This is a genomic window from Pseudomonas quasicaspiana (genome assembly GCF_021147825.1).
Lineage (GTDB): Bacteria > Pseudomonadota > Gammaproteobacteria > Pseudomonadales > Pseudomonadaceae > Aquipseudomonas > Aquipseudomonas quasicaspiana.
On record NZ_JAGTPI010000090.1, the window covers coordinates 1 to 18,936 of the forward strand.

Sequence of the window (18,936 nt, forward strand, 5' to 3'; positions counted from 1 at the left end):
TGCACTCGAAACTGGGCTATGTGCCGCCCAATCAATATGAGCGGCAAGCAGCCTGACAATCACCGATTGAGGTGTCCGGAAAAAGTTGACCACTGCAATCCTCAGTTAACCTATCGTCTGAAATGCCGCCTTCCCGAATGAATTCGGTCCCACATATTGCGCTTACAAGGTATTAAGCATTGCGCCGTACGTACTGAAAGCCGCGGATGTCTTCAGATGGCACTTCCCGCACTCCTTCCATTCCCAGCCACCAGGCAGTGCCGCGACACGGGTACTGGACGTAAAACGGCTGCCCCATTTGCGGCGTGGTGATCAGGACATTCTTCTCCCAGGCCAGCGCGATGATGCGGTCGAAGGGTTCGTGCCAGGCGTGCATGGCCAGATCAAACGTGCCGTTATGGATCGGCAGCAACCAGCGACCGCGCAGGTCGATGTGCGCCTGCAGGGTTTCCTCGGGCTGCATGTGCACGTCAGGCCAGTCGACGTTATAGGCACCGGTTTCCATCAATGTCAGGTCGAATGGGCCGTATTGCTCACCGATGGTTTTGAAACCGTCGAAGTAACCGGTATCGCCACTGAAGAAGATCCGTTGATGTTCATCGTGCATGACCCATGACGCCCACAGGCTGCGATTGCCGTCCAGCAGCGTGCGGCCGGAAAAATGCTGGGAAGGCGTAGCGACAAACTGCATGCCATGCACTTCGGTGGATTGCCACCAGTCCAGTTGCTGAATCTTGTGCGCCGGTACGCCCCACTCCATCAAGGTATCGCCCACGCCCAGCGGCGTCAGAAAGTGTTCGGTTTTCGCCTCAAGCGCCTTGATCGCCATGTGGTCGAGATGATCGTAGTGGTTATGGGACAGGATCACCGCTTTGATCGGCGGCAGTTCTTCAATGCTGATAGGCGGCTGGTGGAAGCGCTGCGGACCCGCCCACTGCACCGGCGAGGCACGCTCGGCGAACACCGGATCAGTGAGCCAGAAGACCCCGCGCATTTTCAGCAAGACCGTGGAGTGCCCAAGGCGATAGACCGTGTAGTCCGGCGCAGCCAGAAGCTGCTGGCGCGTGAGTGATTGCACTGGAATTTCCCCCGAGGGACGGGTGACCGATGGCTTTTTGAAAGCCATGTTCCAGAAAATCCTCAGCGTCTTGAAAAAACCCATACGACTCATGGGCACAGGGTTGCGATAACGCCCTTGGTGCTTTTGCAGGGTCGGTAAAGACTGAGCTGACGAATTTTCTGTGATCTTGGTCATGGTCTGCTGACTCCGGGAGTTTGCTGCGCTGCTCATCATCGCCGCCGCTTTGCAATAGCGGGAAAGGCAAATAATGTGTAACCTGCTTTTACACTACACAGTGTAGTTTTAAGCTTGCATCATCAGCGATGACAAGTAAACTGCCGAGTGTACTTTTATCAAAACACTTGTTTGAAGCGAGACCTATGACTGCCCCTATGCGACTCACCGACCGAAAACGCGAAGCTATCGTGCTGGCCGCCATTGCCGAGTTTCGCGACACCGGGTTTGAAGTGACCAGCATGGACCGCATTGCCGCGCGAGCGGAGGTTTCCAAACGCACCGTCTACAACCATTTCCCCAGCAAGGAAGAACTGTTCGCGGAAATCCTCCAGCGACTCTGGTGCCGTATCGGCGAGATTCCGGATTCAATCTACCGGCCTGGTGTGACACTGCGCCATCAATTGCGCAGCATGTTGCGGGCCAAAATGCAGACGCTTTCTGACACCAACTGCCTGGACCTTGCGCGAGTTGCGCTGGGGGCAACCATTCATTCACCCGAACGTGCGGAAGTCTGGCTGGCGCGCCTGGATGAGCGCGAAGAAACCTTCGCTGCATGGATCCGCGCCGCCCAGGCAGATGGCCGTCTCAAGCCTGCCGACCCGACGTTCGCCGCCACCCAGATGCATGGTCTGCTCAAGGGCTTTGCGTTCTGGCCTCAGGTGACTATCAACAAGCCGGTATTGAGTCCAGAACAACAAGCCGAGGTTATTGAATCGACACTGGACATGTTTCTCGGCTGGTACGAAATCCCGGTAGCAAAAACCTAACCCTGCGCTGCCACCCGAGCCACGATAGCGCGGCGTTGGGCGATGGATTGCCTGAGTCGCTCGCGGGCCAGAGCCAGTACTTCGGCGGGCGCAGTTGACGGATGACCTGCATTGAAAGGCACTGCAGGCGCGTATTCCAGCTGCAGCTGCACGGTCTGCGCCTGCACTTCTCCAAACAGTTCGCCTACCAGCGTCAGGGCGAAATCAATTCCCGCCGTTACTCCGCCACCCGTCATCAGGTTGCCATCGCGGACCACCCGCTCATGCACCGCGATCGCACCAAAACTCTCCAGCAATTCATGCGAGGCCCAGTGGGTCGTCGCCCGCTTGCCCTTTAATAGCCCGGCTGCGCCCAGCACCAGAGCGCCGGTGCAGACCGACGTGAGGTATTTCACAGTCCGGGCCTGTTCGCGGATGAAAGCAAGGGTCTGTTCATCCTCCAGCAAGGGGTCGATACCCTGTCCGCCGGGAATGCACAGCACATCGAGGGGCGGGCAATCGGTGAAAGTCTGCGTCGGCTGGAGTTGCAGACCGGTGCTGGAATAGAGTGCCTCGAGGTCTTTCCAGATCAGGTGCACGGTCACACCGGGCGTCGAGGCGAATACGTCATAAGGACCGGTCAAGTCCAGCTGTTGCACCTTTGGGAATACGAGCAAGCCGATGTGCAGGGTCATATGAAGTCCGCTTGAGGTTGGGGTAGACGCGATAACTCTAGCGGTTTAGCCTTTGGCGGATACGCCATACACCCCACTTTTCACGCCAACCAATGTGAATAACGCTAATGAGCGATCAGCCACGATCCGTGCACATTCTTGCGTTCCCCAACGTTCAGTTGCTGGATGTCTGCGGACCGTTGCAAGTCTTCGCCTCGGCCAACCTTCAGGCCCAACAACAGGGTCTGCCGGTGCCTTATCAAATGAAGGTGATCGCTGCCCAGGACCACTCCATCGAATCGTCAGCAGGGCTGGGCTTGCTGACCTTTCCTCTGCCTGCGGCCAGCGAAAGCAGTGACACGTTGATCGTCGCCGGGGGACGTGGCGTTCAGGTGGCGGCCAGCGACCCGCAACTGGTGCGCTGGCTGCATGAGCACGCTGCTGCAAGCCGACGCGTCACTTCGGTGTGCAGTGGCGCATTTCTATTGGCGGCAACCGGTTTGCTGGACGGTCGCCGCGTGGTCACCCACTGGGACAGTTGCGAGGCTCTCGCCCGGCAATACCCAGCGTTACGGGTCGATCCCGATCCGATCTTCATCCACGACCATGGCTACTGGACCTCGGCCGGTGTCACGGCGGGCATCGATCTTGCCCTGGCGCTGGTCGAAGAGGACCTGGGACACGCTCTGGCGTTGGCGGTCGCTCGGAATCTGGTGGTGTTCCTCAAGCGACCGGGCGGCCAGTCGCAATTCAGCGCCACCCTGTCGATGCAGCACGCAAGCGTCACGGAGGACGGACGTTTTGCCGACCTGCATGGCTGGATCATCGAAAATCTGACCAGCGACCTCGGCGTTGCCGCTCTGGCCGCAAAGGTGGGCATGAGCGAACGCAGTTTCGTCCGCCACTACCGCACACAAACCGGCATCACCCCGGCCAAAGCCATCGAACAACTGCGGGTTGAAGCAGCCCGACGGTTATTAGCGGACAGCACACAGCCCATCAAACGCGTTGCGGCACGGTGTGGATTTGGCAGCGAGGAGACCTTGCGGCGTAGCTTCTTGCGCGGATTGGGAGTGACGCCGATGGCTTATCGGGAGCGGTTTAGTGGGTAATGGATTTCACAAATGCACCCCAGATTCCAGCTCGGAATGCCGCCCAACCGCTCCCACATGGACCGCGCTCTTCAGCAAAGACCGCATATGCAGTAGATCAAACCTCACCAAGAAAACTATTTTCATATATTGATTTATGTTTTTGCTTTCGTGTAATTTAATTTCATCACGAAAACAGAGATAACAATAATGAATGCCTGTGATCGCCGTTGCTCTCCCCCTGCTCCAGCGTGCAAACCTTTAGCGACACCTCTGCCGAGTTTTTCCGGAACGCCTCCTCACTGACGGGTTGCCCCGCTGTGTCGAGCCATTCGATTACCTCTCTCTGCAAGGAAACGCTCCATGCCGCCGTCCGCTGGTATTTCGCTTTTGATTTACGCCGCCATCGCGATCATTGCCTTGATCGTCCTGATTGCCCGTTATCGCCTCAACCCGTTCATTGTCATCACCCTGATTTCCGTCGGCCTTGCGCTGGTCGCCGGCATGCCTGCCACGGGTGTCGTTGCGTCGTATGAAGCCGGTGTCGGCAAGACCCTGGGGCACATTGCTCTGGTTGTGGCACTAGGCACCATGCTCGGCAAAATGATGGCTGAATCCGGCGGTGCCGAGCAGGTGGCGCGGACCCTGATTGACCGCTTCGGTGAGCGCAACGCGCACTGGGCCATGGTCTGCATTGCCTTTCTGGTGGGCCTGCCGCTGTTCTTCGAAGTCGGCTTCGTGCTGCTGGTGCCAATCGCCTTCACCGTGGCCCGCCGGGTGGGCGTTTCGATTCTTATGGTCGGTTTGCCGATGGTGGCCGGTCTGTCGGTGGTGCACGCGCTGGTGCCGCCGCACCCTGCGGCGATGCTGGCGGTTCAGGCTTATCAGGCGTCGGTCGGGCAAACCCTGTTCTATGCCATTCTGATCGGTATTCCGACGGCGATCATTGCAGGTCCTCTGTACGCAAAATTCATCGTGCCGCGCATCCAGCTGCCTGCCGAGAACCCGCTGGGCAAGCAGTTCCTGGACCGTGAACCGCGTCAGAAACTGCCGAGCTTCGGCCTGACCATGACCACCATTCTGTTACCCGTGGTGCTCATGCTGTTGGGCGGCTGGGCCAACCTGATCAGCACGCCGGGCAGCGCATTCAACAGCTTCCTGCTGTTCATCGGTAACTCGGTGATCGCCCTGCTGCTGGCCACCTTGCTAAGCTTCTGGACACTGGGCATCGCCCAAGGCTTCAACCGCGACTCGATTCTGAAGTTCACCAATGAATGTCTGGCACCGACGGCGAGCATCACGCTGCTAGTGGGTGCCGGTGGTGGCTTGAACCGGATTCTGATCGACAGTGGTGTCACCAACGAAATCGTCGGTCTGGCTCAAGAGTTTCATCTCTCGCCGCTGCTCATGGGCTGGCTGTTCGCCGCATTGATGAGGGTTGCTACAGGTTCGGCGACAGTGGCCATGACCACGGCTTCCGGTATCGTTGCCCCCGTTGCGCTGGGCCTTGGCTATCCACATCCGGAGCTGCTGGTGCTGGCGACGGGCGCTGGCTCGGTGATCTTTTCCCACGTCAATGACGGTGGTTTCTGGCTTATCAAGGAGTACTTCAACATGACCGTGGCACAAACCTTCAAAACCTGGACGGTGCTGGAGACGTTGATTTCCATTGTCGCGTTCGCCCTCACGCTCGGTCTGGCTCAGGTGCTCTGAGTGGATATTCTTTACCAGATCCGCGCGCGTCAGGACTCACTCAGCGCGGGCGAAAGCCGGATTGCCCGACTGATCCTCAGCGACGTGGCGTTTGCCGCCAGCGCCAGCCTCGATGAACTGGCCAGCCGGGCGGAAGTCAGCAGCGCAACTCTGTCGCGTTTTGCCCGCAGCATTGGCTGCCGGGACTTGCGCGACCTGCGCCTGCAACTGGCTCAGGCCAGTGCCGTCGGCAGCCGCTTTCTCAACCCCGAGCAGGCGCCTGAGCAGTCGGCGTTTTTTACACAGATCGTCGGCGATATCGAATCCACGTTGCGTCAGCACCTGGCCGGGTTTGACGAATCGCGCTTCGCTGCCGCCATCGAACTGCTCAGCAAGGCGCGGATGATTCATGCCTTTGGCATGGGCGGCTGTTCCAGCCTTTGCAGCGAAGAATTGCAGACCCGTCTGGTGCGCCTGGGTTATCCCATCGCCGCCAGCCGTGATCCGGTGATGATGCGCCTGATCGCCGCAACGCTTGGGCCGGGCCACAGCCTGATAGCGTGTTCCCTCAGCGGTCGTACTCCGGAACTGCTGGACGCTGTGAAACTGGCCAGCAGCTATGGCACGAAAATCCTGGCGATCACCCTTCCCGACTCACCACTGGGGCAAATCGCCGACGTGGTGTTGCCGTTGCAGATTGCCGAAACCAATTTTATCTACAAACCCACCGCCGCCCGCTACGGCATGCTGCTGACCATTGATGTGCTCGCCACCGAACTGGCCCTGCTCGCCCCTGAAGAAAATCAGGAGCGACTGCGGCGGATCAAGCTGGCCCTTGATGACTATCGCGGCGGTGAAGACGGATTGCCGCTTGGAGACTGACCTATGCTTTATGACCTGATCATTCGCGACGCGCTGGTGATCGACGGCAGCGATGTTCCCGGTTTCCGCTCCGATGTAGCGATTCACGAGGGTCGCATCCTGCGCGTCGGCGACCTTGATGGCGCGAAGGCAAAAGAAGAAATCAACGCTGCGGGCCGGGTCCTGGCACCGGGCTTTATCGATGTGCATACCCACGACGACACGGTAGTGATTCGCTATCCCGCCATGCTGCCCAAGATCAGCCAGGGGGTCACGACAGTGATCGTCGGCAACTGCGGCATCAGCGCCTCGCCGGTGGCTCTGGCCGGTGATCCGCCCGATCCAATGAACCTGCTGGGCAGCGCTGCCGCGTTCGTTTACCCGCATTTCAGCGACTATCGCAATGCCGTGGATGAAGCGCGTCCAGCGGTCAATGTTGCCGCGCTGATTGGCCATACCGCGTTGCGCAGTAATCACATGGATGATCTGCAACGCACCGCCAGCCCGGAAGAAATCAGCGCCATGCGCGAACAGTTGCGCGACAGCCTTGAAGCGGGTGCGCTGGGTCTGTCTACCGGGCTCGCTTACGCTTCCGCGTTCTCGGCAGAAACCACAGAGGTCAAGCAACTGGCCGAGGAATTGACTGCGTTTGGCGCGGTGTACACCACCCACTTGCGCAGCGAGTTCGAGCCGGTGCTGAAAGCCATGGATGAGGCGTTCGACATCGGCCGCCACGCCAAATCGCCGGTGGTTATTTCCCACATGAAATGCGCAGGCGCCGGTAACTGGGGCCGCAGCCCGCAGTTGCTCGCCTCGCTGGAACAGGCCGCGAAAACTCATCCGGTGGGCTGCGATTGTTACCCCTACGCCGCCAGTTCGTCGACCCTGGATCTCAAGCAGGTGACTGACGCATTTCGTATCACCATCACCTGGTCAACACCGCACCCGGATCAAAGCGGCCGTGACCTGAAAGACATCGCCGCCGACTGGCAACTGTCGCTGCTGGACACCGCCCGCAAGCTGCAACCGGCAGGTGCGGTGTATTACGGCATGGATGAGAAAGATGTCGAGCGAATCATGAGTCATCCGCTGTCGATGATCGGTTCTGACGGACTGCCGGAGGACCCGTTTCCGCACCCGCGACTGTGGGGTGCATTTCCCCGTGTGCTCGGTCATTTCAGCCGCGATCTGGGCCTGTTCCCGCTGCATACTGCGGTGCACAAGATGACCGGGTTATCGGCAGCGCGCTTTGCCTTGCATGAGCGCGGCCTGATTCGCGAAGGCTATTGGGCGGACCTGGTGTTGTTCAACCCGCAGACCGTGCGCGACGTCGCCGACTTCAAAGACCCGCAACGCGCTGCCGAGGGGATCGACGGGGTGTGGGTCAATGGGCAATTGAGTTACGCAGACGGCAAGGCGCAGGGTGAGCGGCAAGGAAGGTTTTTGCCGAGGAGTGGGTCGTTGGTGGGTGGGTTTCTGTAGATTTTTGAATGGGGTTTTGCCTGTGAAAAAGATGTTTGCCTGCTATTGGGTTCACAAATTATCGTCCGGATGCGGCCCAGACCAAGCCTCGCTCCCACAGGGGCCGTATTTCAGGTCAAGAAAGTGAACGCAGTACTGTGGGAGCGAGGCTTGCCCGCGATGATTTGTGAACCCAATCCAAGGCCAGCACCTGACAGTTAAAACCCACTCCAAACCAGAACTACCCCACCACCACACCCCGACACTCGCCAAACCCGATCGATACCTGCCCTTCCCGCCGACAACGGGCGCGCAGGATCACCTCATCGCCATCTTCGAGAAAGCGCCTGACTTCACCCCCCGGCAGCTCGACGGTGTGCTTGCCGCCCTCGGTCATTTCCAGCAGGCTGCCGAATTGCCCCGGCTGCGGACCAGACAAGGTGCCGGTGCCGAGCAGGTCGCCCGGTTGCAGTTTGCAGCCGTTGACGCTGTGGTGGGTAAGCATCTGCGCCACGGTCCAGTACATGTTCAGGGTGTTGCTGCGAGCGAGAACCTGCGCCGGTAAACCCTGTGCCTTCATCTGCCGGGTCAACAACAGCACCTCCAGCTCGATATCCAGCGCACCGCCCTGCTGATCCGCCTCATCCAGTAGATACGGCAACGGTCGCGGATCACCTTCGGGCCTCGCCGGTTGCGGGCTGCGGAACGGTGCCAGCGCTTCGGCCGTGACCACCCAGGGCGAAAGGGTCGTGGCAAAACTTTTCGACAAGAACGGTCCCAGTGGCTGGTATTCCCAGGCTTGCAGATCTCGGGCCGACCAATCGTTGAGCAGGCACAACCCGGCGATATGCTGCTGCGCATCAGCAATGCCGATGGGCGCCCCGTCCGGGTTGCCGGGGCCAACCCAGACGCCCATTTCCAGTTCGTAATCCAGCCGTTTACACGGGCCGAACTGCGGTACCTCCTGACCTGGCGGAAGCGTCTGGCCATCGGGGCGTCTGACCGGGCTGCCGGACACACAAAGCGTCGAAGCGCGGCCGTGATAGGCAATCGGCACGTATTTGTAATTGGGCAGCAGCGGATTGTCCGGGCGGAACAGTTTGCCAACATTGGTCGCGTGATGAATGCCAACGTAGAAATCGGTGTAATCGCCAACACGAGCAGGCATATGCAACTGACATTCGCTCATGGGATGCAGGAGCAATTCGCTGGACGCTTCTAGACTCGCCCGCTGCGGGCTGTGTTCGTCCAGCAGATGCAGCAATTCACTGCGCAACGCTCGTCGGGCATGAGCCCCCAAGGCAAAAAAATCATTCAACTGATCACGACTGGCCGCCTCGGCTGCTCCCCGCGCCGCACCATTGAAAAAGCCCGCTGCAAGGGCCGCTTGCAGATCGAAAATCGAGTCCCCGATCGCCACGCCACCGCGCCTGGCTGAATCACCACGACTAAAAACGCCCAGTGGCAGGTTCTGCAACGGAAAGTCAGCATGGCCGTTGGCGGATGACACCCAACTGCGACTGTGTGCAGGCGTACTCATTTTGGCATTTCCTTATTAAAAGTCCTGGCCATGCCGGTCCAGCAGGCGTCGTAATCGCTTTGCAGTTGCGGGCATTGCAAGGCATGCAGGCTCGGGCGCAAGACTTTGCCGGTCTCGAACATGAAGGCCATGGTGTTATCGATCTTGTGTGGCTGCAATTGTGCGACGGTGGCTTTTTCAGCCGTCGCGTTATCCGGGCCGTGAGCGCTCATGCAGTTATGCAAGGACGCGCCACCGGGCATGAAACCCTCAGCCTTGGCGTCGTAGGCACCTTCGATCAGGCCCATGAATTCATTCATCAGGTTGCGGTGAAACCAAGGCGGCCGGAAGGTGTTTTCGGCCACCATCCAGCGCGGCGGGAAGATCACGAAATCAATGTTGGCCTGGCCGTGCACAGCGCCTGGGGAAGTCAGGACGGTAAAAATCGACGGATCAGGATGGTCGTAACTGACGGTGCCGATGGTGTTGAAACGACGCAGATCGTATTTGTACGGCACGTTATTGCCATGCCAGCCCACCACGTCGAAGGGCGAGTGATCCAGCTGCGTGCTCCACAATTCGCCAAGGAATTTCTGCACCAGGGTCACCGGCTCATCGCGCTCTTCAAACCACGCGACAGGCGCCAAAAAATCCCGAGGGTTGGCCAGCCCGTTGCTGCCAATCGGCCCCAGCTCAGGCAGGCGCAGCGCGCAGCCGTGGTTTTCACACACATAACCTCGGGCCGTGGCGTCCAGTAACTGCACGCTGAAACGCATGCCACGGGGCAACACGGCGATTTCTTGCGGGCCGATATCCAGCAATCCCAACTCGGTGACGAGGCGCAAACGGCCCACTTGCGGCACGATCAGCCATTCACCGTCGGCATTGAAAAAAGCTCGCTGCATAGAGGCGGTGGCGCAGTAGTTGTAAAGCGTCACGCCTTCAGTCTGATCTGCGGTGTGGGTGCTGGCCATGACGTGCAAGCCATCGATGAAGTCTGTTGGCTCGGACGGTAATTCAAAGGCATTCCAGCGCAGGCGATTGGGCGTGATGGGCCCCATATGCTGGCCGATGATCTGTCGGTCCAGCCGCTGATAGCGTGGATGGGCAGCGGAGGGTTTGATGCGATAGAGCCAGGTGCGCCGGGCTTCTGCGCGGGGCACAGTGAATGCGGTGCCTGACAGCAATTCCGCGTACAGACCCAAGGCGTGCTTCTGCGGTGAGTTCTGCCCCACCGGCAATGCGCCAGGCAGTGCTTCACTGTTGAACTGGTTACCGAATCCGGATTGGTAGATCAACGGCTCGGGAGACTGATGAGTGAACATCGGAACCTCTTTTTATTTTTATAAGTTATTGCGTTGTGTCCATGACGCCGAATGACCTGTAGGAGCTGCCGAAGGCTGCGATGACGGTGCGTCAGGATAAATGTTTCGCAGCCTTCGGCAGCTCCTACGGGGAATGCATTTCAATTCCGCAAATTGCATTTTTTTGTCAGGGGCAGCACGGGCAAAATTACATTTAACAGAAAACGATTACGCATAACGTAATTTGAGTTCGGGAGCCGGTCAAGCTATAAAGCAGCCTTCTCAGACTGGCGTAACACCCGAAATGACCACGGAAACCGAAACCCCCGCAGGCGGGCGTCAGCAAAAGGTTCAGGCCGCAGAAGTCGGCATGGGCATTCTCAAAGCGCTGGCTGAACTGGCGCCGTCCACCTCGCTGTCAAAACTCGCCGAACATGTGTCGATGCCTGCCAGCAAGGTGCACCGTTATTTGCAGGCACTGATTGCCAGTGGTTTCGCCGAACAGGATACGGTCACCAACCATTACGCACTGGGTCGTGAGGCGCTGTCTGTGGGGCTGGCTGCGGTCGGTCATCTGGATGTGCTGAAAATCACCGCGCCGCACTTGGCCACGTTGCGCGACGATCTGAATGAAACCTGCTTTCTGGCCGTGTGGGGCAACAAGGGGCCGACAGTGGTTTACGTCGAGCCTTCAAGCGGTGCGGTGACGCTGGTCACTCAGGTCGGCTCGGTGCTGCCGTTACTTGGTTCGTCTACCGGGCTAGTGTTCGACAGCTTCCTCACAAACAGCGAAACCGCCGGGCTGCGAGATCAGGAGTCAGCTCATTTGAACGCTGCACAACTGCGAGAGATCGAACAACACCTCAGTGATATCCGCAGCAGCGGTGTGCACCAGATTCGCGGGTTGTTGATGGCGGGGGTGAATGCGGTGTCCTCACCGATATTCAGCGTTGGCAACAAGCTCGCCGGAGTGATCACCATGGTGGGATCGGCATCAGTGTTCACCGATGAGCGCCAGGCCGAAGCAGCGCAGAGGCTTAGGGCTACGGCGCGGGTGATCAGCGCTCGAATGGGTGGGGATGTGGCGCTGTTCGGTGATTGATACAGGCTTTTATCTGGATAGGGTTTTAACTGGGAGAGCGGTAGTTGCCTTGGATTGGGTTCGCAAATCATCGCGGGCAAGCCTCGCTCCCACAGGGCCGCATTTCAACTCAAGAAAGGTGTAAATGCGTTCCCCCTGTGGGAGCTGAGCTTGCTCGCGATGGCTTGATAACCCAATTCCGGACAAGCAAAGCTTCCAGAGGACCGCATTTCAACTCAAGAAAGGTCCAAATGCGTTCCCCCTGTGGGAGCTGAGCTTGCTCGCGATGGCTTGATAACCCAATCTCAAGCAAGCAAAGCTTTCACAGTTAAAACGCATTCCAGTTCTGCTTCTGAGCTAACCCTACTCCACCGCCAAAACCCCGCGCTTGATCTGATCGCGCTCGATCGACTCAAACAGCGCCTTGAAGTTACCCTCGCCAAACCCGTCATCGCCCTTGCGCTGGATGAACTCGAAGAACACCGGGCCCATCAGGGTTTCGGAGAATATCTGCAGCAGTAAGCGCCGCTCGCCACCATCAGAAGAACCATCCAGCAAAATGCCACGGCTTTTCAGTTCGGACTCTGGCTCGCCATGATTGGGCAGGCGGCCTTCGAGCATTTCGTAGTAGGTTTCCGGCGGTGCGGTCATGAAGCGCATGCCGATGGCTTTCAGCGCATCCCAGCTTTTGATCAGGTCGTCGGTGAAGAACGCCACGTGCTGGATGCCCTCCCCGTTGAACTTCATCAGAAACTCTTCGATCTGCCCTGCCCCTTTCGACGACTCCTCGTTCAGCGGAATGCGGATCATGCCGTCCGGCGCAGTCATGGCCTTGGAGGTCAGGCCGGTGTATTCACCCTTGATGTCGAAGTAGCGAATCTCACGGAAGTTGAACAGCTTCTCGTAGAAATTCGCCCAATAAGCCATACGTCCGCGATAGACGTTATGGGTCAGGTGATCGATAAACTTCAGGCCTGCGCCCACCGGGTGACGATCCACGCCTTCGATGAAGTTGAAATCGATGTCATAGATCGAAGTGCCTTCGCCAAAGCGGTCGATCAGGTACAGCGGCGCACCGCCAATGCCTTTGATCGCTGGCAGGCGCAGCTCCATTGGCCCGGTGGCGATTTCCACCGGCTGAGCGCCAAGATCAAGCGCACGTTGGTAGGCAACATGAGAGTCCTTGACGCGGAACGCCATGCCGCACACAGACGGCCCGTGCTCGGCGGCAAAGTAAGAGGCCGGGCTGTTGGGTTCATTGTTGAGGATGATGTTGATGTCGCCCTGGCGATACAGCACCACATCTTTGGAGCGATGCACCGCCACCTTGGTGAAGCCCATGATCTGAAACACAGGTTCAAGGGTATTGGGCGTCGGCGAAGCGAACTCGATGAACTCAAAGCCCATCAGGCCCATTGGGTTTTCATATAAATCGGCGTGTAAATCAGCCATGGTCTGGCTCCTTGCTGGAAAGTGGATTAGCGTTTTTTAACGTCCCTTTCCAGCGGGCGGCGCGCAGGGGATGCCACGCACGCTACGCGCCAGGAAATCACCAAAGATCAGTTGCAGGCCAAGAATTTTCATAAAGGACAGACTACTCCGGCTTGTCCGGTTGCGCATCGGGATGCGCCGCCTGAAATGCCCAATGGTCCAGTGCAAGCTTTTCAACCCGCAGGATGCGTGGGTACGGCGTCAGATCGACGTTAAAGCGTCGGGCGGCGTAGATTTGCGGCAGCAGATACACATCGGCCACGCTTGGGCGTTCCTTGTCAAAACAGAATCCCTGGTCGCCAATCATCTGCTCCACTGCCGCGTGACCTTCGCTGATCCAGTGGCCGATCCAGTGACTGACCTCATATTCGCTAAGCCCCAGCGCGCGCAAGTGGTTTTGTACCGACACGTTGTGCAGTGGATGAATATCGCAGGCGATCAGCGACGCAACCGCCCGCTGCCGGGCACGCAGCTCGATATTTGAAGACAGCAGCGGGTGCTCGGAATAACGCTCTTCGAGGTATTCGATGATCGCTGTAGATTGAGTGATGACGACGCTATGGTCAGTGCGCAATGCAGGCACGCGACCTTGCGGGTTTATAGCCCGGTATTCAGGTTTGCGATGCTCACCGCCATCGTGGATCAGGTTGACCGGGATCGCGGTGTAATTCAGACCTTTCAACGCTAACGCAATTCGCACCCGGTAACTGGATGTCGAACGGTAATAGGTGAACAGATCCAGCGGCTGGGTCATTTTTATTATTCTTCGTAATCGCTTTACGTAATGCGTAAATTGCGGGATTACCCCGCAGCTGTCAATCGCGCCTCAGACTAAAGGCCGAGTCGAAACCATGGACAGATCGGCCCGGAACCCTTAATGATGCAAGCTGCCTGATGTCCCAAGACTGCCCTATAAAAACAACACAGGGTCACGAAGCATCATGAACATCCTCTACGACGAACGCGTCGATGGCTTGCTGCCGGTTGTCGACAAGCAACAATTGCTGGCTGAGCTGCAACGCCAGTTGCCGGACCTGGACATCCTCCATCGTCCGGAAGAACTGCGCCCGTACGAGTGCGACGGTTTATCGGCGTATCGCACCACGCCCATGCTGGTGGCCCTGCCCCGGCACCTTGAAGAAGTGCAGACCCTGCTGAAAATCTGTCACCAGCGCCACGTTCCAGTGGTCGCTCGCGGCGCGGGTACGGGGTTGTCAGGTGGCGCGCTGCCGCTGGAAAAGGGCCTACTGCTGGTGATGGCGCGCTTCAATAAAATCCTCGAAATTGATCCCGCCGCACGCCTCGCCCGAGTACAGCCGGGCGTGCGTAATCTGGCGATTTCTCAAGCAGCTGCGCCTTACGAACTGTATTACGCGCCGGACCCGTCGTCGCAAATTGCCTGTTCTATCGGCGGTAACGTCGCGGAGAACGCGGGCGGTGTGCATTGCCTGAAATACGGCCTGACCGTGCACAACCTGCTCAAGGTGGAAATACTCACCGTCGAGGGCGAACAGCTGACACTGGGTTCCGACGCACTGGACTCACCGGGTTTTGACCTGCTCGCGCTGTTCACCGGTTCGGAAGGCATGCTCGGCATCATTACCGAAGTCACGGTCAAGCTGCTGCCGAAACCTCAGGTGGCGAAAGTGCTACTGGCGGCGTTCGACTCCGTGGAAAAAGCCGGGCGCGCCGTGGCTGACATCATTGCTGCGGGGATTATTCCCGGTGGGCTGGAGATGATGGACAACCTGGCAATTCGCGCCGCGGAAGACTTCATTCACGCCGGGTATCCGGTGGACGCCGAAGCGATTCTGCTCTGTGAACTGGACGGGGTTGAGGCCGACGTGCATGACGACTGCGAACGGGTTCGCGAGGTATTGACCAAGGCCGGTGCGACGGAGCTGCGTCAGGCAAAAGATGAAGCCGAGCGCGTGCGCTTCTGGGCCGGTCGCAAGAATGCCTTCCCGGCAGTCGGCCGACTGTCGCCGGATTATTACTGCATGGACGGCACCATCCCGCGTCGGGAGTTACCCGGTGTGCTGCAAGGTATTTCGGCCTTGTCCGAGGAATACGGCCTGCGAGTCGCCAACGTATTTCATGCCGGTGACGGCAACATGCATCCGTTGATCCTGTTTGATGCCAACCAGCCCGGCGAACTGGAGCGTGCAGAGGCGCTGGGCGGCAAGATTCTTGAACTCTGCGTGAAAGTCGGCGGCAGCATCACCGGCGAGCACGGGGTGGGTCGCGAGAAGATCAATCAGATGTGTGCCCAGTTCAACAGCGACGAGCTGACCTTGTTTCATGCCGTGAAAGCCGCGTTCGATCCCGGCGGCATGCTCAACCCCGGCAAGAACATCCCGACCCTGCACCGCTGTGCTGAATTCGGTGCGATGCATGTGCACATGGGCAAGCTGCCCTTCCCTGAACTGGAGCGCTTCTGATGATTGCCGATCCGCTTCTTCAGCCCCCGGACAACGACGCCGGCGCCGCCCTGCTGGAGCAGGTCAATCAGGCCCTGCAAACGGCGACACCGCTGCGAATCCAGGGTGGAAACAGCAAAGCATTTCTCGGACGCGAAGTGGCCGGGGAAATACTTGATACGCGAGCACACAGCGGCATCGTCAGCTACGACCCTACCGAACTGGTGATCACCGCCCGCGCCGGAACGCCCCTGCAAGAACTGTGTGCAGCGCTGGATGCTGCCGGACAAATGCTGCCTTGCGAGCCGCCACATTTTGGCGAGGCCACTGTCGGCGGCATGGTCGCGTCCGGGCTGTCCGGGCCACGCCGTCCCTGGTCAGGATCCGTGCGAGATTTTGTGCTGGGTACCCGGGTAATCACAGGCCTGGGCAAACATTTGCGCTTTGGCGGCGAGGTCATGAAGAACGTCGCCGGTTACGACCTGTCACGCCTGATGGCGGGCAGTTTCGGCTGCCTGGGCGTCCTCACCGAAGTTTCTTTGAAGGTCCTGCCCAAACCCCGTTTGTGCAGCAGCATCGCACTGGAAATGGACTGTGCTCGCGCCCTGGCACGCCTGGCGGAATGGGGTCAGCAGCCTTTACCCATCAGCGCTGCCAGTTTTGAAAATGGCGTGTTGCGCCTGCGTCTGGAAGGCGGTGAAGGCTCGGTGGCGGCCGCCCATGAGCGGCTGGGCGGCGAACGCATCGACCCGGGCTATTGGCAGGAACTGAACGAACATCAACTGGATTTTTTCTCCAGCGGTTTACCGTTGTGGCGCCTGTCACTGCCCAACAATACCGGCGTATTGGATGTGCCCGGCGAACAATTGATCGATTGGGCCGGAGCCCAACGCTGGCTGAAATCCGATGCCGACGGTGCAGTCATTCGCGCCACGGTCAGCGCCGCTGGCGGTCATGCCGTCTGCTACAGCCATGGCTTGCAAGACAGCCCGTTCCAGCCGCTGCCCGCGCCCCTGTTGCGCTACCACCGCCAGCTCAAGGCCCAACTCGATCCCCACGGAGTGTTCAATCCGGGGCGGATGTACGCGGAGATTTGACCATGCAGACCACCCTGAGCGACCACGCTCGACAACTGCCCCGCGCCGAAGAAGCCGAAAGTATTCTGCGCAGCTGCGTGCACTGCGGATTTTGCAACGCGACCTGCCCGACTTATCAATTGCTCGGCGATGAGCTGGATGGCCCTCGCGGGCGCATCTATCTGATCAAGCAGGTGTTGGAAGGCAACGAAGTCACCGAAAAAACCCAACTGCATCTGGACCGCTGTTTGTCGTGCCGCAACTGCGAAACCACCTGCCCGTCCGGCGTCGACTACCACAATCTGCTGGATATCGGCCGCGCCGTGGTAGACGCCGCTGTGCCCCGCTCACTGGGCCAGCGAGCTCTGCGCGAAGGTCTGCGCAATGTGCTGCCCAACGCCGTGCTATTCAAATCGCTGACTCAACTGGGCACGACATTCCGGCCCCTGTTGCCGGACAGCTTGAAGGCAAAACTGCCGACCCACATTGTTCAGCCCAAAGCACGTCCAGCTGTACGGCACGCACACAAAGTGCTGATGCTTGAAGGCTGCGTGCAACCCGGTTTGTCACCCAATACCAACGCCGCCACGGCGCGGGTACTGGATCGCCTTGGGATCAGCGTCACACCCATCGCTCAGGCGGGTTGCTGTGGTGCGCTGGACTATCATCTGGATGCTCAGGCCGCCGGCCTGGATCGCGCCCGGCGCAACATTGACGCCTGGTGGCCAGCCATCGAAAACGGCGCGGCGGCCATCGTCCAGACCGCCAGCGGTTGTGGCGCTTTCGTCAAGGATTACGGGCATCTGCTCAGTGGCGATCCGGCATATGCCGCCAAGGCGCAGCGGATCAGCGCGTTAGCCAAAGATCTGGTTGAGGTAATGCGCGATGCGCCGCTGGAGAACCTCGGCATTCGCAGCGATCTGCGCCTGGCCTTTCACTGCCCCTGCACCTTGCAGCATGCGCAGAAACTCGGCGGTACAGTGGAAAGTGTATTGTTGCGCCTGGGCTTCAATCTGACCGCAGTGCCCGACAGCCATCTATGCTGTGGTTCGGCAGGTACTTACTCGATCACGCAACCGGTGCTGTCCCGCCAGTTGCGTGACAACAAAATGAACGCGTTGGAAAGCGGCAAACCGGACGTGATCGCCACGGCGAACATCGGTTGCCAGACGCATCTGTCCGGAGCAGGTCGAACCCCGGTGCGGCACTGGATCGAACTGGTTGACGACGCTTTGCAGCCCATTGTTTAACAGCCCCTTAACAACAACTCGTGGAGTATTCGATGAAAACCAAAGCTGTGTTGACCCAGACCGAAGTGACTCACATTCTCGCCGCGGCTCGCCAGGACGCCATCAGCAACAACTGGCCGGTGTCCATCGCCGTGGTTGATGACGGCGGCCATCTGCTGGGGTTCGAGCGTCTCGACGGCGCTTCGCCCATTAGCAGCTACATCGGCATTGAAAAGGCCCGCACCGCTGCTTTAGGCCGTCGTGAATCGAAAAGCTACGAAGAATCAGTCAATGGCGGGCGCACCGCGTTCCTTTCCGCGCCATTGCTCACCTCGCTGGAAGGCGGCGTGCCGGTGATCGTCGATGGCGAGGTAATTGGTGCAGTCGGCGTGTCAGGTGTTCAGGCCGCGCAGGACGCGCAGGTTGCAAAAGCCGGTGTTGCGGCGGTGAATGCGGGGTAAGCATCGCTTGTCGCGAGCCAGGGATCTGTGGGAGCCGAGCAGGCTCGCGATGAAGGCGACCGGGTTCAACTGGAAAAACGCAGCGTCTGCATCGCGAGCAAGCTCGGCTCCCACAGGTTGCCTGGCTCACGTTGGGTACATCAGGCTGGCGTTAGATATAGACGACGTTTTCAACGTTGGCGCGCAGAGTAATGTCTTTCTCCGATACGTTGAATTATGGCGAGCGAGCCGTCTGTGGGAGCAGAGCTTGCTCGCGATGAAGGCGACCGGGTCCAACTGAAAGAACGCAGCGTCTGCATCGCGAGCAAGCTCGGCTCCCACAGGGGTTGCCTGGCTCACGTTGGATACATCAGGCTGGCTTTATATAGACGACGTTTTCAACGCGCGCAGAATAATGTCTTTCTCCGATACGTTGAATTATGGCGAGCGAGCCATCTGTGGGAGCAGAGCTTGCTCGCGATGAAGGCGACCGGGTCCAACTGAAAGAACGCAGCGTCTGCATCGCGAGCAAGCTCGGCTCCCACAGGGGTTGC

16 protein-coding genes are annotated in these 18,936 nt (G+C 59.0%); 10 read left to right on the top strand and 6 right to left on the bottom strand.

Going from position 1 to position 18,936, the window contains the following annotated elements; translation table 11 throughout:
• Nucleotides 1-172: 172 nt before the first annotated feature.
• Nucleotides 173-1,255: an MBL fold metallo-hydrolase gene (locus KDX30_RS28025; protein WP_231678103.1), complete on the bottom strand. Its 1,083-nt coding sequence runs from the start codon at nt 1,253-1,255 to the stop codon at nt 173-175.
• Nucleotides 1,256-1,440: 185 nt separating this feature from the next.
• On the opposite strand from KDX30_RS28025, the gene KDX30_RS28030 reads away from it, so the two are divergent.
• On the top strand, nt 1,441-2,064 hold the full coding sequence (locus KDX30_RS28030) for a TetR/AcrR family transcriptional regulator (protein WP_099270043.1): 624 nt from the start codon (nt 1,441-1,443) through the stop codon (nt 2,062-2,064).
• On the opposite strand, the gene KDX30_RS28035 is transcribed toward KDX30_RS28030, so the two are convergent.
• Nucleotides 2,061-2,738 (bottom strand): DJ-1/PfpI family protein, encoded by a 678-nt coding sequence (locus KDX30_RS28035; RefSeq protein WP_122704979.1) that lies wholly within the window; start codon nt 2,736-2,738, stop codon nt 2,061-2,063. The two genes, KDX30_RS28030 and KDX30_RS28035, sit on opposite strands and share 4 nt — an antisense overlap.
• Nucleotides 2,739-2,845: 107 nt before the next feature.
• Here KDX30_RS28035 and KDX30_RS28040 point away from each other — a divergent pair, with 107 nt between their 5' ends.
• The 4 genes from KDX30_RS28040 (at nt 2,846) to KDX30_RS28055 (ending at nt 7,843) form a co-directional block, all read left to right on the top strand.
• Nucleotides 2,846-3,829: a GlxA family transcriptional regulator gene (locus KDX30_RS28040; protein WP_231678104.1), complete on the top strand. Its 984-nt coding sequence runs from the start codon at nt 2,846-2,848 to the stop codon at nt 3,827-3,829.
• Nucleotides 3,830-4,171: 342 nt separating this feature from the next.
• Nucleotides 4,172-5,521: a GntT/GntP/DsdX family permease gene (locus KDX30_RS28045; RefSeq protein WP_099270041.1), complete on the top strand. Its 1,350-nt coding sequence runs from the start codon at nt 4,172-4,174 to the stop codon at nt 5,519-5,521.
• Nucleotides 5,522-6,382 carry a MurR/RpiR family transcriptional regulator gene (locus KDX30_RS28050; protein WP_231678105.1) on the top strand — a complete coding sequence of 287 codons (861 nt, stop codon included), beginning with the start codon at nt 5,522-5,524 and terminating at the stop codon, nt 6,380-6,382.
• Between the two features lie 3 nt (nt 6,383-6,385).
• Nucleotides 6,386-7,843 (top strand): N-acyl-D-amino-acid deacylase family protein, encoded by a 1,458-nt coding sequence (locus tag KDX30_RS28055; protein WP_231678106.1) that lies wholly within the window; start codon nt 6,386-6,388, stop codon nt 7,841-7,843.
• 220 nt (nt 7,844-8,063) lie between these two features.
• On the opposite strand, the gene fahA is transcribed toward KDX30_RS28055, so the two are convergent.
• Together fahA and hmgA are read right to left on the bottom strand one after the other, a co-directional pair.
• The gene (gene fahA / locus KDX30_RS28060; RefSeq protein WP_231678107.1) at nt 8,064-9,362 is read right to left on the bottom strand and encodes a fumarylacetoacetase; all 1,299 of its coding nucleotides are present in this window, start codon (nt 9,360-9,362) and stop codon (nt 8,064-8,066) included.
• A complete protein-coding gene (hmgA, locus tag KDX30_RS28065; protein WP_231666530.1) occupies nt 9,359-10,666 on the bottom strand; it encodes a homogentisate 1,2-dioxygenase in 1,308 nt (435 codons plus the stop codon). The genes fahA and hmgA overlap by 4 nt, the downstream gene beginning before the upstream one ends.
• A gap of 283 nt (nt 10,667-10,949) precedes the next feature.
• Between hmgA and KDX30_RS28070 the strand changes: the two genes are divergently transcribed.
• Nucleotides 10,950-11,747: an IclR family transcriptional regulator gene (locus KDX30_RS28070; RefSeq protein ID WP_122396507.1), complete on the top strand. Its 798-nt coding sequence runs from the start codon at nt 10,950-10,952 to the stop codon at nt 11,745-11,747.
• 342 nt (nt 11,748-12,089) lie between these two features.
• Here KDX30_RS28070 and hppD read toward each other — a convergent pair whose 3' ends face one another.
• Together hppD and maiA are read right to left on the bottom strand one after the other, a co-directional pair.
• Entirely contained in the window at nt 12,090-13,178 is a 1,089-nt protein-coding gene (gene hppD, locus KDX30_RS28075) for a 4-hydroxyphenylpyruvate dioxygenase (protein ID WP_231674033.1), read from the bottom strand.
• 142 nt (nt 13,179-13,320) lie between these two features.
• Nucleotides 13,321-13,959, bottom strand: coding sequence for a maleylacetoacetate isomerase (gene maiA, locus KDX30_RS28080; RefSeq protein WP_231678112.1), 639 nt, complete (start codon nt 13,957-13,959; stop codon nt 13,321-13,323).
• Nucleotides 13,960-14,158: 199 nt separating this feature from the next.
• Between maiA and glcD the strand changes: the two genes are divergently transcribed.
• Genes glcD through KDX30_RS28100 form a run of 4 tightly spaced genes read left to right on the top strand, consistent with a single transcriptional unit; the run spans nt 14,159 to nt 18,403 of the window.
• Nucleotides 14,159-15,658, top strand: a complete 1,500-nt coding sequence (glcD, locus tag KDX30_RS28085) for a glycolate oxidase subunit GlcD (protein ID WP_231678108.1) — start codon at nt 14,159-14,161, stop codon at nt 15,656-15,658.
• Nucleotides 15,658-16,734, top strand: a complete 1,077-nt coding sequence (gene glcE / locus KDX30_RS28090) for a glycolate oxidase subunit GlcE (RefSeq protein WP_231678109.1) — start codon at nt 15,658-15,660, stop codon at nt 16,732-16,734. The genes glcD and glcE overlap by 1 nt, the downstream gene beginning before the upstream one ends.
• A gap of 2 nt (nt 16,735-16,736) precedes the next feature.
• Nucleotides 16,737-17,963, top strand: a complete 1,227-nt coding sequence (gene glcF / locus KDX30_RS28095; RefSeq protein WP_231678110.1) for a glycolate oxidase subunit GlcF — start codon at nt 16,737-16,739, stop codon at nt 17,961-17,963.
• A 32-nt stretch (nt 17,964-17,995) separates the two neighbouring features.
• Nucleotides 17,996-18,403: a heme-binding protein gene (locus KDX30_RS28100; RefSeq protein WP_231678111.1), complete on the top strand. Its 408-nt coding sequence runs from the start codon at nt 17,996-17,998 to the stop codon at nt 18,401-18,403.
• Nucleotides 18,404-18,936: the final 533 nt, after the last annotated feature.

Excerpts from the sequence above, each read along its gene's own strand:
- KDX30_RS28025 (WP_231678103.1), bottom strand. The coding sequence starts at position 1,255 with ATGACCAAGATCACAGAAAATTCGTCAGCTCAGTCTTTACCGACCCTG.
- KDX30_RS28030 (WP_099270043.1), top strand. The coding sequence starts at position 1,441 with ATGACTGCCCCTATGCGACTCACCGACCGAAAACGCGAAGCTATCGTG.
- KDX30_RS28035 (WP_122704979.1), bottom strand. The coding sequence starts at position 2,738 with ATGACCCTGCACATCGGCTTGCTCGTATTCCCAAAGGTGCAACAGCTG.
- KDX30_RS28040 (WP_231678104.1), top strand. The coding sequence starts at position 2,846 with ATGAGCGATCAGCCACGATCCGTGCACATTCTTGCGTTCCCCAACGTT.
- KDX30_RS28045 (WP_099270041.1), top strand. The coding sequence starts at position 4,172 with ATGCCGCCGTCCGCTGGTATTTCGCTTTTGATTTACGCCGCCATCGCG.
- KDX30_RS28055 (WP_231678106.1), top strand. The coding sequence starts at position 6,386 with ATGCTTTATGACCTGATCATTCGCGACGCGCTGGTGATCGACGGCAGC.
- fahA (WP_231678107.1), bottom strand. The coding sequence starts at position 9,362 with ATGAGTACGCCTGCACACAGTCGCAGTTGGGTGTCATCCGCCAACGGC.
- hmgA (WP_231666530.1), bottom strand. The coding sequence starts at position 10,666 with ATGTTCACTCATCAGTCTCCCGAGCCGTTGATCTACCAATCCGGATTC.
- KDX30_RS28070 (WP_122396507.1), top strand. The coding sequence starts at position 10,950 with ATGACCACGGAAACCGAAACCCCCGCAGGCGGGCGTCAGCAAAAGGTT.
- hppD (WP_231674033.1), bottom strand. The coding sequence starts at position 13,178 with ATGGCTGATTTACACGCCGATTTATATGAAAACCCAATGGGCCTGATG.
- glcD (WP_231678108.1), top strand. The coding sequence starts at position 14,159 with ATGAACATCCTCTACGACGAACGCGTCGATGGCTTGCTGCCGGTTGTC.
- glcE (WP_231678109.1), top strand. The coding sequence starts at position 15,658 with ATGATTGCCGATCCGCTTCTTCAGCCCCCGGACAACGACGCCGGCGCC.
- glcF (WP_231678110.1), top strand. The coding sequence starts at position 16,737 with ATGCAGACCACCCTGAGCGACCACGCTCGACAACTGCCCCGCGCCGAA.
- KDX30_RS28100 (WP_231678111.1), top strand. The coding sequence starts at position 17,996 with ATGAAAACCAAAGCTGTGTTGACCCAGACCGAAGTGACTCACATTCTC.